Origin of the sequence: Luteibacter sp. CQ10, from assembly GCF_040900725.1 — a bacterium.
Lineage (GTDB): Bacteria > Pseudomonadota > Gammaproteobacteria > Xanthomonadales > Rhodanobacteraceae > Luteibacter.
Genome location: NZ_JAEUYM010000004.1, coordinates 91532 through 105319, shown reverse-complemented (window position 1 = coordinate 105319; position 13788 = coordinate 91532). Strand labels below are relative to the sequence as shown.

Genomic DNA, 13788 nt, shown 5'->3' with positions numbered 1-13788 from the left:
TGACGCTCGCAGCTCGTCGTTCCCGCGCAGGCGGGAACCCAGCGCCTTGAGCCCGGTTTTCGCGAGGCGCACGGCCCGATACCAAAAAGCGCAATTGAATCGCTTGCAAAGCAATATCGACGTCCCTACATTGCTTTCATGAGCAAGAAAGCCCTCCCGCCCGGCCTCGAAGCGCCCCGCACCCTCGACGGGCAGTTGTGCTTCGCCCTGTACTCGGCGAACCTGGCGATGGGCAAGCTCTACCGCCAGTTGCTGGCGAAGCTCGACCTCACCTATCCGCAATACCTGGTGATGCTCGTGCTGTGGGAGGGCGACGGCATGACGGTGTCCGACCTGGGCGAGCGGTTGTTCCTGGATTCGGCCACCCTCACGCCGTTGCTCAAGCGCCTGCAGGCGGCCGGTCTCGTGCAGCGCACGCGGGGTACGCGCGACGAGCGCCAGGTGATCGTCACGTTGACCGACAAGGGCAGGGCGCTGCGCGACGAAGCGAGCCATGTCCCCATGGACGTCTTCTGCGCCACGGGGTGCGAGGTCGACCAGTTGGTGGGCCTCAAGGCCCAACTGGAAACGCTTCGCTCGGGCCTTATCGCCAACAACGAGGGTTAGTCGCGCGGCGGGGTCAGTTGTTTCTGGATGTGGTCCAGGTACTGGTCCAGCTCGGCGACGCTGGCGAACACTTCGGCCACCGGTACCGCCTTCACGATCTCGAACACCTTCCTCACCTGCGGCGGCGGATTGAGCAGCAGCGTGCGGCCGTTGCGATCGCGCATCTGCTTGCGCAGCACGGCGAGGCTGCGCAATCCCGCGCTGCTGATGTAGTCGAGCGCGGACAGGTCGAGCACCAGGGTGCCGCCGTTGTCCACCAAGGGCGTGATGTCGCGCATGGTCTCGTCGAAGCTGGCGAAGGTCTCGGCATCGAGGCGCCCTTCGAGCCAGACGGTGCTCCGCTCGGGGGTGGGACTGTCGCTGCGGACGATGAGGGTCATGGAGAGGACTCGTCGGGGAGGGTGGGGCAGAAGCGGGCGACGGTGATGTTGCGGTTGCCGTGGCGGGTATATTCCAGGGCGTCGGCGATGTTGTGGATCAGGTGCAGGCCGAGGCCGCCGATCTCGCGGTCGGCGATGTCTCCGGCCAGGTCCGGAAGCTCGTGTGCGCGCGCATCGAAAGGCTGGGCGTCGTCTTCCAGCTTCAACTGCACGTGATCGCGATGCACGTCGATGGAAATCCGTATTTCGCCGTCGCGCCCGTCGGGATAGCCGTGGCGGACGATGTTGACCAGCAGCTCTTCCAGCACCAACCGCACGTCGGCACGGCAGGCCTCGTCGATGTGGTGGCGGTCCAGGTGACCGGCGGCCTGCTCCAGGGCGACGAAGACGTCCTCCAGCCGATTAGGAATGCGCAATCGCATCGATCCGGACTCCTTCCGTGCGGCCTTCGTGCCAGGTGAGCGCAAGCAACGCGATGTCGTCGTAGGCAGCGGCGCCCTCGACGTAGGCGTCCACGTCGTGCAGCACGCGCTCGACGTAGGTTTCCGGCGTGGCGTCGCCATCGACGCGCGACACGCTTTCGAGCAAGGCGTCCGTCCCGAAGAGCCGCTGGTTTCCCGCGTGCGCTTCGCTGACGCCGTCGGTGTACATGAGCAAGGTATCGCCCCCCAGTAACGAGAGTACCCGTACAGGGTACCTCGCTTCGGGATCGAGGCCGAGGGCGGGGCCGGTTTCCACGTCCACCGGCAAGGCGCCGCCGCCGGCATGCAGCACCGGCTGCTCATGGCCGGCGCTGGCCAGGGTGAGCAGTCCCGTGCCGGTTTCCACCACGCCGCAGAGCAGGGTCACGAACATGCAGGTGTCGTTTCCCTTGCACAATTCCCGGTTGAGGGCCTCGAGGATGTCGCTCGGCGAGCGGGCATGGGTGGCCAGGGTGCGGGCGAGGGTCACGGTGCGAGCCATGAACAGCGCCGCCGGGATGCCTTTGTCGGAGACATCGCCCACCATGACGCAGACATGCTGGGCGCCCAGGGCGAAATAGGTGTAGAAGTCGCCACCCACGGCCGAGGCGGGGCGCAGGGTGGCGTGCAGCTCGATGCGGCCGTCGCCATCCAGCCAGTGCGGGGCGGGAAGCAGGGCGAGCTGGATCTGGCGGGCGATCTCCAGTTCGCTGGCGATGCGCTCCTGTTCCCGCGCTGCGCGCTTGGCCGAATCGATGTGCCCGGAGAGCTGGTGCCGCATCTGGTCGAAGGCGCGGGTGAGCCGGCCCACTTCGTCGTCGCGGCGCACGTCGGGCAGGACGAAATCGAGGTCGCCACGGGAGACGTTTTCCGCCCGGTCGGCCAGCACCGTGAGCGGCGCCATCAGGCGCCGGGTCATGGTCAAGGCGATCAGCGACACCCCGATCAGCGCGAGCATGCCGAGCACGAGGTCCACGAGGTAGGTTCGGCGAAGGTCGGCGAGCACCTCGCGTTCGGGCATGGTCAGGCCGATGGTCCAGCGGGTGCCCTGGATCGGCACGAAATACACCCAGACCGGCTCGCTGACCCGGCCGCCCTCCTGCGGCGTGATGCGCACGGGGGTGCGGCCCTGGGCCACGGCCGAGAGCAGGGGCCGGCTGCCCCGCGTGCCGACGTAGGACAGCCAGTCGTGGGCCAGGAACTCGCCATCGCTGTCGAGCACGAACGCGGAGGCATGGGCCGGCTTGTCCAGCGAGCCCAGCAGGGCCTGAAGCCACTCGAGGCTGATGGTGGCTTCGACCACGCCTTGCACGGGGACCGACCTGCCGGGAATGGCGATGGTGTAGCCCACCTGGGTGTCCGGTCGCGTCGCCGTATGGAACGGCGGCTGCCAGCACCCGGCGTCGCAGTTGAGGCCGCGCACGAACCACGGGGCCGTCCAGTAGGGGGCGGGATCGGCCCGGTGGCTTTCCATGGCGATGCGGCCACCCGGCGACCGTCTCGCCACCGGGGCGTCGTCGTCTTTCGGGGCGCCGGTATCCCGGGGAATGAACGCGCTGCCGATCGCGACGATCTCCGGATTCACCGCGAGGGCGTCGTGCAACAGCGCGGCCGCTTGGTCCCGTCGGGTGCCGAGCTGTCCGGCGAGTACCCGGGCCACGCGCGCCACGCCGTCGATGCGGCCCTGGATGCGCGCCGACGCGGAGGCGGCGATGGCGGCCGCTTCGTGGCGGGTCTGTTCGAGCATCTGCTCCCGGGTGTGCGAAAGCATCAGGCCGCCGGTCACGATCAGCACGATCGCCGAGCCGGCGAGTACTCCCAGGGCGAGCCGCGAGGCGACACTGCGCAGGACCATCGCAAAGGCTCCGGTGGGGTATGGGGAAAAATCTATGCTGACGGAAGCGACGTCACAAGCGCGTCGCCCGCATAATGGCCATTTCCCAGCAAGGCCGCACCATGTCCGGTACCCAGCGCGAAGTCGAATTCCGTTTTCTGGCCCAGCCCACCGACGTCAATTTCGGCGGCAAGGTTCACGGAGGGATGGCCATGAAATGGCTCGACCAGGCCGGCTACGCCTGCGCCGTGGGCTGGAGCGGGGCCTATTGCGTCACGGTGTCGGTCAGCGGCATCCAGTTCCTGGCCCCGATCCTCATCGGCGACCTGGTCACGGTGCGCGCCCGCCTCATCCACACCGGCACCTCGAGCATGCATCTGGCCGTCGACATCCTCGCCCGCGACCTGCGCAGCGGCGAGCAGCGCCTGGCGACCAGCTGCGTGATGGTCTTCGTGGCCATGGACAAGGCCGATGGCGGCAAGCCCACGCCGGTGCCGCCCTGGACGCCGGTGGAGGCGAGGGATATCAAGCTGCAGGAATACGCCCTGAAGCTCATGGAGATGTCCCGGGCGATGGAGCCGCTCGTGAAGGCCACCCGCGAGGCCTGAGCGGCGTTTTTCGCTTCACATGCAGCTAACGCCCCTGTACACTTCGCGGCCCACCCGCCGACCACCCGTATCGGTGGGGTTGTCCAGGGCTCCCGGAAGCATCCCCGGCGTGATTCGAACGTGCGGAAGATGTTGACAGTATCCGGGGCGCTCGCGACAATAGGCGTTCTTTGTTGGAGGAATACCCAAGCGGCCAACGGGGGCAGACTGTAAATCTGCTGGCTTACGCCTTCGGTGGTTCGAATCCACCTTCCTCCACCAGTACGAGTTCCGCGTAGTGCGGGAGTAGTTCAATGGTAGAACTTCAGCCTTCCAAGCTGATTGTGCGGGTTCGATTCCCGTCTCCCGCTCCATTGTTCTTGCACGCGCTGCGTTTCGTGCTCATGTAGCTCAGTCGGTAGAGCACTTCCTTGGTAAGGAAGAGGTCGCTGGTTCGATTCCAGTCATGAGCACCATCTTCGTCGTCCGCGACGGTTCCTTTTTCACTATCTCATTGGCTCCAGCGGAGTTTAGCGCTCATGGCAAAGGGTAAGTTCGAACGCACCAAGCCGCACGTCAACGTCGGCACCATCGGCCACGTCGATCACGGCAAGACCACGCTGACGGCTGCCCTGACCAAGGTCGGCGCCGAGCGTTTCGGTGGCGAATTCAAGGATTACGGCTCGATCGACGCCGCGCCGGAAGAGAAGGCTCGTGGCATCACGATCTCGACCGCCCACGTCGAATACGAATCGCCGACCCGTCACTACGGCCACGTCGATTGCCCGGGTCACGCCGACTACGTCAAGAACATGATCACCGGTGCCGCCCAGATGGACGGCGCGATCCTGGTGTGCTCGGCCGCCGACGGCCCGATGCCGCAGACCCGTGAGCACATCCTGCTCTCGCGTCAGGTCGGCGTGCCGTACATCGTGGTGTTCCTGAACAAGGCCGACATGGTCGACGACGCCGAGCTTCTCGAGCTCGTCGAGATGGAAGTCCGCGAGCTGCTCTCGAAGTACGAGTTTCCGGGCGACGACACCCCGATCATCTCGGGTTCGGCCCGTCTCGCCCTCGACGGCGACCAGTCCGACATCGGCGTGCCGGCCATCATCAAGCTGGTCGATGCGCTCGACACCTGGATCCCGGAGCCGCAGCGCGAAATCGACAAGCCGTTCCTGCTGCCGGTCGAAGACGTGTTCTCGATCTCGGGTCGCGGCACGGTGGTCACGGGTCGCGTCGAGCGCGGCGTGATCAAGGTCGGCGACGCGGCCGAAGTCGTGGGTCTGCGCGATACGCAGAGCACCACGGTGACCGGCGTCGAAATGTTCCGCAAGCTGCTCGACCAGGGTCAGGCCGGTGACAACGTCGGCGTGCTGGTCCGCGGCCTGAAGCGTGAAGACGTCGAGCGTGGCCAGGTGCTGGCCAAGCCGGGTTCGGTCACCCCGCACACGAACTTCGAAGGCGAGATCTACGTGCTTTCGAAGGACGAAGGCGGTCGCCACACCCCGTTCTTCAGCAACTACCGTCCGCAGTTCTACTTCCGTACCACGGACGTGACGGGTTCCATCAAGTTGCCGGAAGGCACCGAGATGGTGATGCCGGGCGACAACGTGAAGATCACGGTCGAGCTGGGCTTCCCGATCGCCATGGACGAAGGTCTGCGCTTCGCCATTCGCGAAGGCGGCCGTACCGTCGGCGCCGGCGTGGTGTCGAAGATCATCAAGTAAGATGTGACGCTGGCCCCTTGGGGTCGGCGCCCTGTCGCGGGGCGGTCGATGGTGCATCGTCCGCCCTTGCGGTTTAACCGTTTCACTTGTACGCCAGTAGCTCAATTGGCAGAGCAGCGGTCTCCAAAACCGCAGGTTGGGGGTTCGAGTCCCTCCTGGCGTGCCACTCCTGAGCGCGCATGAACACGAAGGCACAAGAAGCAGCCAAGGGTGTGGGCCCGGCCGATATCGGCAAGCTGGCGCTTGCGCTGGTCGTGCTCGCCGCCGGTATCGCCGGCTTCTACTATTTCTCCGATAACCCGTCCGTGCCGTCGTTCGTGCGCGTGATCGGGGTGATCGTCGCCGTTGTCGCCGCCCTGGCGATCGGTTCCTTCACGGTCCCGGGCCGTAAACTGCGCGGCTTCGTCGCCGAGTCGCAGTTCGAGTTGCGCAAGGTCGTCTGGCCGACGCGCGACGAAACGCTGAAGACCACGGGTATCATCATCGTGGTCGTCATCATTCTTTCGCTGCTGATGGGCTTGATCGACTGGTTGTTGAAGACGATCGTGCTCGATTGGCTGCTCAAGCTCGGACATTGAGGTAAGGCATGAGCAAACGCTGGTACGTCGTTCACGCCTATTCGGGGTTCGAGCAGCAGGTTCGCAAGGCCCTCGAAGAGCGCGTCAAGCGCGAGGGTATGGAAGAGAAATTCGGTGAGATCCTGGTTCCGACCGAGGAAGTCATCGAAATGCGCGGCGGCCAGAAGCGCCGTAGTGAGCGCAAGTTCTTCCCTGGCTACGTTCTCGTCCAGATCGAAACCGATACCAGCGGCAAGACGCCGCGTATCGACGACGAATGCTGGCATCTGGTCAAGGAAACCCCGAAGGTCATGGGTTTCATCGGCGGCACTGCCGACCGTCCGCATCCCATTCGCGATAGCGAGGCCGACAACATCCTGAGCCGCGTGCGCGAAGGTGTCGAAAAGCCCCGCCCCAAGGTGCTCTTCGAGCCGGGCGAGATGGTTCGCGTCACCGATGGTCCGTTCAACGACTTCAACGGCGTGGTCGAAGAGGTCAACTACGAAAAGAGCCGCCTCCGCGTCGCGGTGCTCATTTTCGGTCGTTCCACCCCGGTCGAACTCGAGTTCGGCCAGGTCGAGAAGGCCTGAGGCGCTCATCACGCCTTATCGGCACGGGGTTTGCTTAACCCGGGCCGACTGCCTATAATGCCCGGTCCACGCTGGAGCTTTGTGCTCCGGCGTGTCCGTGTTTCAGGGGTCGCAAGAGCGATACCCATCACCCCCAGGGATGGTCTACAGCGAGGAGCCGCAAGGCGCCAGCACTCGCGAGGAATGTAAAATGGCAAAGAAAGTCATTGGTTACATCAAGTTGCAGGTAAAGGCCGGTCAGGCCAATCCGTCGCCGCCGGTCGGTCCGGCGCTCGGTCAGCGCGGTCTGAACATCATGGAGTTCTGCAAGGCCTTCAACGCCGCTACGCAGAAGCTCGAGCCGGGTCTGCCGATCCCGGTCGTGATCACCGCCTACTCCGACCGTACCTTCACCTTCATCACGAAGACCCCGCCGGCCTCGATCCTCCTCAAGAAGATCACGGGCGTGGCCAAGGGCTCGCAGAAGCCGAACACCGACAAGGTGGGCAAGGTCACCCGCGCCCAGCTCGAGGACATCGCGAAGCAGAAGGAGCCGGATCTCACGGCTGCCGATCTCGATGCCGCCGTGCGTACCATCGCCGGCAGCGCGCGTTCCATGGGTCTGGTGGTGGAGGGTTAAGACATGGCAAAGCTCACCAAGCGTATGAAGGCCGCCGCGGCCGCCGTCCAGCCGGGCAAGACCTACGCGCTCGACGAAGCGCTGAAGATCGTCAAGGACAACGCCAAGGCCAAGTTCGCCGAATCCGTGGACGTCGCCGTCCGCCTCGGTATCGACGCCAAGAAGTCCGACCAGGGTGTCCGTGGTTCCTCGCTGCTGCCGCACGGCACCGGCAAGACCATCAAGGTCGCCGTGTTCGTGCCGCCGGGTGAGAAGGCCGATGCGGCCCTCGCCGCCGGTGCCGACGCCGTCGGCATGGACGACCTCGCCGAGAAGATGCAGGCCGGTGATCTCGACTACGGTCGCGTCATCGCCACGCCGGACGCCATGCGCGTCGTCGGTAAGCTCGGCCAGGTGCTCGGTCCCCGTGGCCTGATGCCGAACCCGAAGGACGGCTCGGTCACCGCCGACGTCGCCACCGCCGTGAAGAACGCCAAGGCCGGTCAGGTCAAGTTCCGCAACGACAAGGGCGGCATCATCCACGCCACCATCGGCAAGGCCAGCTTCGATGCCTCGCAGCTCGCCGACAACCTCAACGCGCTGCTCGGCGACCTGCTCAAGGCCAAGCCGGCGGCCGCCAAGGGTCAGTACATCCAGAAGGTGGCGCTGTCGAGCACCATGGGCGTGGGCGTGCCGGTCGATACCTCGACCGTGACCACCTCGGCCAAGTAAGACGTTTGAACGACCCGCGCCGGTTCGCCGGCGTGGGCGCGTTTTTGAGGGCGGCCGCGGTTGAAACACCGCGGCAGCCGTCAAAGACCGCAGGCGCGATCAGCGCGCGACGGCGACGAGCAGGGAGCTCGTGTTGGCACGGACACGCCGTCGTCGAGAGCGGGATCGCTTAATCGGATGCCTCCACGGATCCGGCCTGCGTAGATGGTGCAGCCCCTTCTGGTATTCGTTTCGAATCTGGAAAGGCCACCACCCGGGACGGTTTCCCGTCCCCGACGTCACGGAGGATGTCGCCCAGGACCGCAAGCGGCAGGAGTCGCGAGCGGAGTTCAAATTGGAGGAGTGCAATGGCTCTCAATCTGTCCCAGAAGCAAGAAGTAGTCGCCGAGCTGGCAGAAGTCGCCGCGAAGGCTCACTCCTTGGTCGCCGCCGAATACGCGGGCACCACGGTCTCCCAGATGACCGAGATGCGCAAGAAGGCGCGCGAATCGGGTGTGTTCCTCAAGGTTGTGAAGAACACGCTCGCCGCACGCGCCGTGGCCGGCACCGAGTTCGAGGTCGTCTCCGACGCCCTGACCGGTCCGCTGCTGTATGCGTTCTCGACCGAGGAACCGGGCGCCGCTGGCCGCCTGATCAAGGAATTCGCGAAGACCAACGACAAGCTCAAGCCGAAGGTCGTCTCCATCGAGGGCAAGCTGTTCGACGCCAAGCACGTCGACGTGCTGGCCTCGCTGCCGACCCGCGAAGAGGCCCTGGCCATGCTGGCCCGCGTGCTGGCCGAGCCGGTCACGATGTTCGCCCGCGCCATCAAGGCCGTGGCGGACAAGCAGGGTGGTGGCGAAGTCGCCGCCGAAGCCCCGGCCGAAGCCTGATCTCGTTGACTTTTTCTCATCGAAACCCATTTCAAAGGTAAGAAACAATGTCCACCCTGACCACCGAACAGATCGTTGAAGCCATCAAGGCCAAGTCCCTGACGGAAATCATGGAACTGGTGAAGTCGATCGAAGACACCTTCGGCGTCTCGGCTGCCGCCCCGGTTGCCGTTGCCGCTGCCGGTCCGGCCGCTGCCGCTGCTGAAGAGCAGACCGAGTTCGACGTGATCCTGAAGTCCGCCGGCGACAAGAAGGTCGACGTGATCAAGGCCGTCCGCGCCATCACCGGCCTGGGCCTGAAGGAAGCCAAGGACCTCACCGAGGCCGGTGGCGTCGTGAAGGAAGCCGCTTCGAAGGAAGACGCGGCCAAGTTCAAGAAGGATCTGGAAGCCGCCGGCGCCACGGTCGAACTCAAGTAATCGGCGCCTTGCGCGCCTGCTGTTCGATTTAGCGTCAAGGCAAGCCTGGGGGCGAGAGCCCCCGGGCTTTGCCCGTTCCAAGAGCTCCACCCGTTCCACCCTGTCGGACATGGGACATCGCGATTCGAGAGCGCCGGCACGGGCTCCGCGGTTCGAATCCCGATCTCCGATTTTCGATTCACCTTAAGCCGTCGCGATGAACGACGGCACTACTGAGACCGAGGCGGTAACCACCATGACCTACTCGTTTACCGAGAAGAAGCGCATCCGTAAGGATTTCGGCAAGCGGCCCCCCGTGCTGGGCGTGCCCAACCTGCTGACGATCCAGACCGACTCGTACAAGGAATTCCTGCAGGAAAACGTGAACGCCAAGGCGCGCGAGGAGAAAGGTCTCCATGCCGCGCTGAAGTCGGTGTTCCCGATCGCCAGCTACTCCGGCAACGCCGCCCTCGAATACGTCGACTATCGCCTGGGCGAGCCGCCGTTCGACGAGCGCGAGTGCCGCAACCGCGGCATGACCTTCGGTGCGCCGCTGCGCGCCACCGTGCGCCTGGTCATTTACGACAAGGACAGCCCGGCCTCGAAGAAGGCCGTGAAGTACGTGAAGGAGCAGGAGGTCTACATGGGCGAGATCCCGCTCATGACCGAGACCGGCACCTTCATCATCAACGGCACCGAGCGCGTCATCGTCTCGCAGCTGCACCGTTCGCCGGGCGTGTTCTTCGACCACGACCGCGGCAAGACGCACAGCTCGGGCAAGCTGCTGTTCTCGGCCCGCGTCATTCCTTACCGTGGCTCGTGGCTCGACTTCGAGTTCGACCCGAAGGACGCCCTGTTCACCCGTATCGACCGTCGCCGCAAGCTGCCGGTGACGGTGCTGCTGCGCGCGCTCGGCTACAACAACGAAGAGATGCTCAGCATCTTCTTCGAGCACAACGTGTTCCACCTCGGCAAGAAGGGCGGCGTCACGCTCGACCTCGTCGCCGAGCGCCTGCGTGGTGAAACCCTGAGCTTCGACCTCGTGGTCGACGGCAAGGTGCTGGTCGAGGCCGGCAAGCGCATCACGGCGCGCCACGTCCGCCAGCTGGCCAACGAGAAGATCGCCACGCTCGAGGTGCCCGACGACTACCCGGTCGGCCGCATCGTCGCGATCGACATGGTCGACAAGGACACCGGCGAGATCATCGCCGCGGCCAACGACGAGCTCACCGCCGACCATCTCGAGCGCTTCCGCAAGGGTGGCATCGAGACGGTGCCCACGCTCTACGTGAACGACCTCGACCGCGGCGCGTACATCTCGAACACGCTGCGCATCGACAGCACGCGCACGCAGCTCGAGGCCCTGGTCGAAATCTACCGCATGATGCGCCCGGGCGAGCCGCCGACCAAGGACGCCGCGCAGAACCTGTTCTTCAACCTGTTCTTCACCTTCGACCGCTACGACCTCTCGGCCGTCGGCCGCATGAAGTTCAACCGTCGCGTGGGCCGCAAGGACATCGTCGGTCCGGGCGTGCTTTACGACCACAAGTACTTCAGCGAGCGCAAGGAAGAAGAATGCCAGCGCCTGCTCGGCGAGCTGGGTGAGACGTCGGACGTCCTCGACGTGCTGCGCGTGCTCATCGACATCCGCAACGGCACCGGCACGGTCGACGACATCGACCACCTGGGCAACCGTCGCGTGCGTTCGGTCGGCGAAATGGCGGAGAACACCTTCCGCATCGGTCTCGTCCGCGTCGAGCGCGCGGTGCGCGAGCGCCTGTCGCTGGCCGAATCCGAGGGCCTGACCCCGCAGGAACTCATCAACGCCAAGCCGGTCGCGGCGGCGGTGAAGGAGTTCTTCGGTTCGTCGCAGCTCTCGCAGTTCATGGACCAGAACAACCCGCTGTCCGAGGTGACCCACAAGCGCCGCGTCTCGGCGCTCGGACCGGGCGGCCTCACCCGTGAACGCGCCGGCTTCGAAGTGCGCGACGTGCACCCGACCCATTACGGCCGCGTCTGCACCATCGAAACGCCGGAAGGCCCGAACATCGGCCTGATCAACTCGCTCGCCGTGTACGCCCGCACCAACACCTACGGCTTCCTCGAGACGCCGTACCGCAAGGTCGAGAACGGCAAGGTGACCGACAAGGTCGATTACCTGTCCGCCATCGAGGAGGGCGACCACGTCATCGCGCAGGCGAACTCGCCGCTGTCGAAGGACGGTCGCTTCCTCGAAGACTTCGTCTCCTGCCGCTTCCGTGGCGAGTCGGAGCTGCGCCCGTCGGCCGAAATCAACTACATGGACGTCTCGCCCATGCAGACGGTGTCGGTCGCGGCGGCGCTCGTGCCGTTCCTCGAGCACGACGACGCGAACCGCGCGCTCATGGGCGCGAACATGCAGCGCCAGGCCGTTCCCACGCTGCGCAGCCAGAAGCCGCTGGTCGGCACGGGCATCGAGCGCGCCGTGGCTCGCGACTCGGGCGTCACCGTGTCCGCCCGCCGTGGCGGCGTCATCGACCAGGTCGATGCCGCCCGTATCGTCGTGCGCGTCAACGAAGCCGAAGTGGGCGACGACGATGCCGGCGTCGATATCTACACGCTGACCAAGTACACCCGTTCCAACCAGAACACCAACCTCAACCAGCGTCCGCTGGTGAACGTGGGCGACGTGGTGGCGGTGGGCGACACGCTGGCGGACGGTTCCTCGACCGACCTCGGCGAGCTCGCGCTCGGCCAGAACATGCTCGTGGCGTTCATGCCGTGGAACGGCTACAACTTCGAAGACTCGATCCTCATCTCCGAGCGCGTCGTGCAGGAAGACCGCTACACCTCGATCCACATCGAGGAGCTCACCTGCATCGCCCGTGACACGAAGCTGGGCGCCGAGGAAATCACCGCGGACATCCCGAACGTCGGCGAGCAGGCCCTGGCCCGTCTCGACGAGTCCGGCATCGTCTACATCGGTGCCGAGGTGAAGGCCGGCGACATCCTCGTGGGCAAGGTCACGCCGAAGGGCGAAAGCCAGCTCACGCCGGAAGAAAAGTTGCTCCGCGCGATCTTCGGCGAGAAGGCCTCCGACGTGAAGGACAGCTCGCTGCGCGTGCCGCCGGGCATGGACGGCAACGTCATCGACGTGCAGGTCTTCACCCGCGACGGCATCGAGAAGGACAAGCGCGCCAAGCAGATCGAAGAGACCGAACTCAAGCGGATCCGCAAGGATCTCGACGACCAGTTCCGTATCCTCGAGGGCGCGATCTACGCCCGCATGCGCACGCAGCTCGTCGGCAAGAGCGCGATGAGCGGTCCGGCCGGCCTCAAGCGCGGCACCGTCATCGACGATGCCTACCTCGACGGCCTGAAGAAGGACGACTGGTTCAAGATCAACGTCAAGGAAGAGGAAGTCTCCGAGTTCCTCGAGCGCGCGGCCGAGCAGGTCAAGCGCCACAAGGAGAACTTCGACAAGCGCTTCAAGGAGAAGCAGGGCAAGATCACTCAGGGTGACGATCTCGCCCCGGGCGTGCTCAAGATGGTCAAGGTCTACCTCGCCGTGAAGCGCCGCATCCAGCCGGGCGACAAGATGGCGGGTCGTCACGGCAACAAGGGTGTCGTGTCGATGATCGTGCCGGTGGAAGACATGCCGTTCTCCGCCGACGGCCGTCCGGTCGACATCGTGCTGAACCCGCTGGGCGTGCCGTCGCGTATGAACATCGGCCAGATTCTCGAAGTCCACCTCGGTTGGGCGGCGAAGGGCCTGGGCCACAAGATCGACGCGATGCTCGAGGCGCAGGAGAAGCCGGCCAAGCTGCGCGAGTTCCTCAACGAGGTCTACAACCACGGCAACGCCGGTGCCGAAGGCGCCGTGCGTCACGTCGACCTGGCCTCGATGAACGACGGCGAGATCATGAACCTCGCCGATAACCTGCGCGATGGCGTGCCGATGGCCACCCCGGTGTTCGACGGTGCCGAGGAACACGAGATCAAGCACATGCTGAAGCTCGCGGGCCTGCCCGAGTCCGGTCAGACCATCCTCTTCGACGGCCGTACCGGCGAGGCGTTCGATCGCCCGGTCACCGTCGGCTACATGCACATGCTGAAGCTGAACCACCTGGTCGACGACAAGATGCACGCGCGTTCGACCGGTCCGTACTCGCTCGTCACCCAGCAGCCGCTGGGCGGTAAGGCGCAGTTCGGTGGCCAGCGCTTCGGCGAAATGGAGGTCTGGGCACTCGAGGCCTACGGCGCCGCCTACACGCTGCAGGAAATGCTCACCGTCAAGTCCGACGATGTGCAGGGCCGCAACCAGATGTACAAGAACATTGTCGACGGCAACCACGAGATGGCGGCGGGCATGCCGGAATCCTTCAATGTGCTCGTGAAGGAAATCCGCTCGCTCGCGATCGACATCGAGCTGGAAGAGATCAACAAGTGATCGTCGCGGCTACC

Annotated in this window: 13 protein-coding genes and 4 tRNA genes; 14 read left to right on the top strand and 3 right to left on the bottom strand. The window is 65.1% G+C overall.

Annotated elements, in window-relative coordinates:
* The first annotated feature begins 138 nt into the window (after positions 1-138).
* Positions 139-606: a MarR family winged helix-turn-helix transcriptional regulator gene (locus JNG39_RS16355; protein WP_247369629.1), complete on the top strand. Its 468-nt coding sequence runs from the start codon at positions 139-141 to the stop codon at positions 604-606.
* On the opposite strand, the gene JNG39_RS16350 is transcribed toward JNG39_RS16355, so the two are convergent.
* The 3 genes from JNG39_RS16350 to JNG39_RS16340 are packed head-to-tail and all read right to left on the bottom strand — an operon-like array spanning position 603 to position 3302.
* A complete protein-coding gene (locus tag JNG39_RS16350) occupies positions 603-986 on the bottom strand; it encodes an STAS domain-containing protein (protein WP_368312947.1) in 384 nt (127 codons plus the stop codon). The genes JNG39_RS16355 and JNG39_RS16350 overlap by 4 nt on opposite strands.
* The gene (locus JNG39_RS16345) at positions 983-1408 is read right to left on the bottom strand and encodes an ATP-binding protein (RefSeq protein ID WP_368312946.1); all 426 of its coding nucleotides are present in this window, start codon (positions 1406-1408) and stop codon (positions 983-985) included. The genes JNG39_RS16350 and JNG39_RS16345 overlap by 4 nt, the downstream gene beginning before the upstream one ends.
* Positions 1389-3302 (bottom strand): SpoIIE family protein phosphatase, encoded by a 1914-nt coding sequence (locus JNG39_RS16340; protein WP_368312945.1) that lies wholly within the window; start codon positions 3300-3302, stop codon positions 1389-1391. Before JNG39_RS16340 ends, JNG39_RS16345 begins: the two co-directional genes overlap by 20 nt.
* Before the next feature lie 101 nt (positions 3303-3403).
* Between JNG39_RS16340 and JNG39_RS16335 the strand changes: the two genes are divergently transcribed.
* The 13 genes from JNG39_RS16335 (at position 3404) to rpoB (ending at position 13774) form a co-directional block, all read left to right on the top strand.
* Positions 3404-3889 carry an acyl-CoA thioesterase gene (locus tag JNG39_RS16335; protein ID WP_368312944.1) on the top strand — a complete coding sequence of 162 codons (486 nt, stop codon included), beginning with the start codon at positions 3404-3406 and terminating at the stop codon, positions 3887-3889.
* Between the two features lie 175 nt (positions 3890-4064).
* A tRNA-Tyr gene (locus JNG39_RS16330) sits at positions 4065-4150 on the top strand.
* Positions 4151-4168: 18 nt separating this feature from the next.
* Positions 4169-4242, top strand: a tRNA-Gly gene (locus JNG39_RS16325).
* 26 nt (positions 4243-4268) lie between these two features.
* Positions 4269-4344: transfer RNA gene (locus JNG39_RS16320), tRNA-Thr, on the top strand.
* Positions 4345-4407: 63 nt separating this feature from the next.
* On the top strand, positions 4408-5598 hold the full coding sequence (gene tuf, locus JNG39_RS16315) for an elongation factor Tu (RefSeq protein ID WP_247369619.1): 1191 nt from the start codon (positions 4408-4410) through the stop codon (positions 5596-5598).
* 90 nt (positions 5599-5688) lie between these two features.
* Positions 5689-5764: transfer RNA gene (locus JNG39_RS16310), tRNA-Trp, on the top strand.
* Positions 5765-5777: 13 nt separating this feature from the next.
* On the top strand, positions 5778-6176 hold the full coding sequence (gene secE, locus JNG39_RS16305) for a preprotein translocase subunit SecE (RefSeq protein ID WP_144917079.1): 399 nt from the start codon (positions 5778-5780) through the stop codon (positions 6174-6176).
* 8 nt (positions 6177-6184) lie between these two features.
* Positions 6185-6745, top strand: a complete 561-nt coding sequence (nusG, locus tag JNG39_RS16300; RefSeq protein WP_144917078.1) for a transcription termination/antitermination protein NusG — start codon at positions 6185-6187, stop codon at positions 6743-6745.
* Positions 6746-6935: 190 nt separating this feature from the next.
* Positions 6936-7364, top strand: coding sequence for a 50S ribosomal protein L11 (gene rplK, locus JNG39_RS16295; protein WP_247369617.1), 429 nt, complete (start codon positions 6936-6938; stop codon positions 7362-7364).
* A gap of 3 nt (positions 7365-7367) precedes the next feature.
* Positions 7368-8075 (top strand): 50S ribosomal protein L1, encoded by a 708-nt coding sequence (gene rplA, locus JNG39_RS16290; RefSeq protein WP_247369614.1) that lies wholly within the window; start codon positions 7368-7370, stop codon positions 8073-8075.
* A 347-nt stretch (positions 8076-8422) separates the two neighbouring features.
* Complete coding sequence (gene rplJ, locus JNG39_RS16285) at positions 8423-8947, top strand: 50S ribosomal protein L10 (protein ID WP_247369611.1); 525 nt, start codon at positions 8423-8425, stop codon at positions 8945-8947.
* 47 nt (positions 8948-8994) lie between these two features.
* A complete protein-coding gene (gene rplL / locus JNG39_RS16280; protein WP_144917075.1) occupies positions 8995-9366 on the top strand; it encodes a 50S ribosomal protein L7/L12 in 372 nt (123 codons plus the stop codon).
* 235 nt (positions 9367-9601) lie between these two features.
* Complete coding sequence (gene rpoB / locus JNG39_RS16275; RefSeq protein ID WP_368312942.1) at positions 9602-13774, top strand: DNA-directed RNA polymerase subunit beta; 4173 nt, start codon at positions 9602-9604, stop codon at positions 13772-13774.
* Positions 13775-13788: the final 14 nt, after the last annotated feature.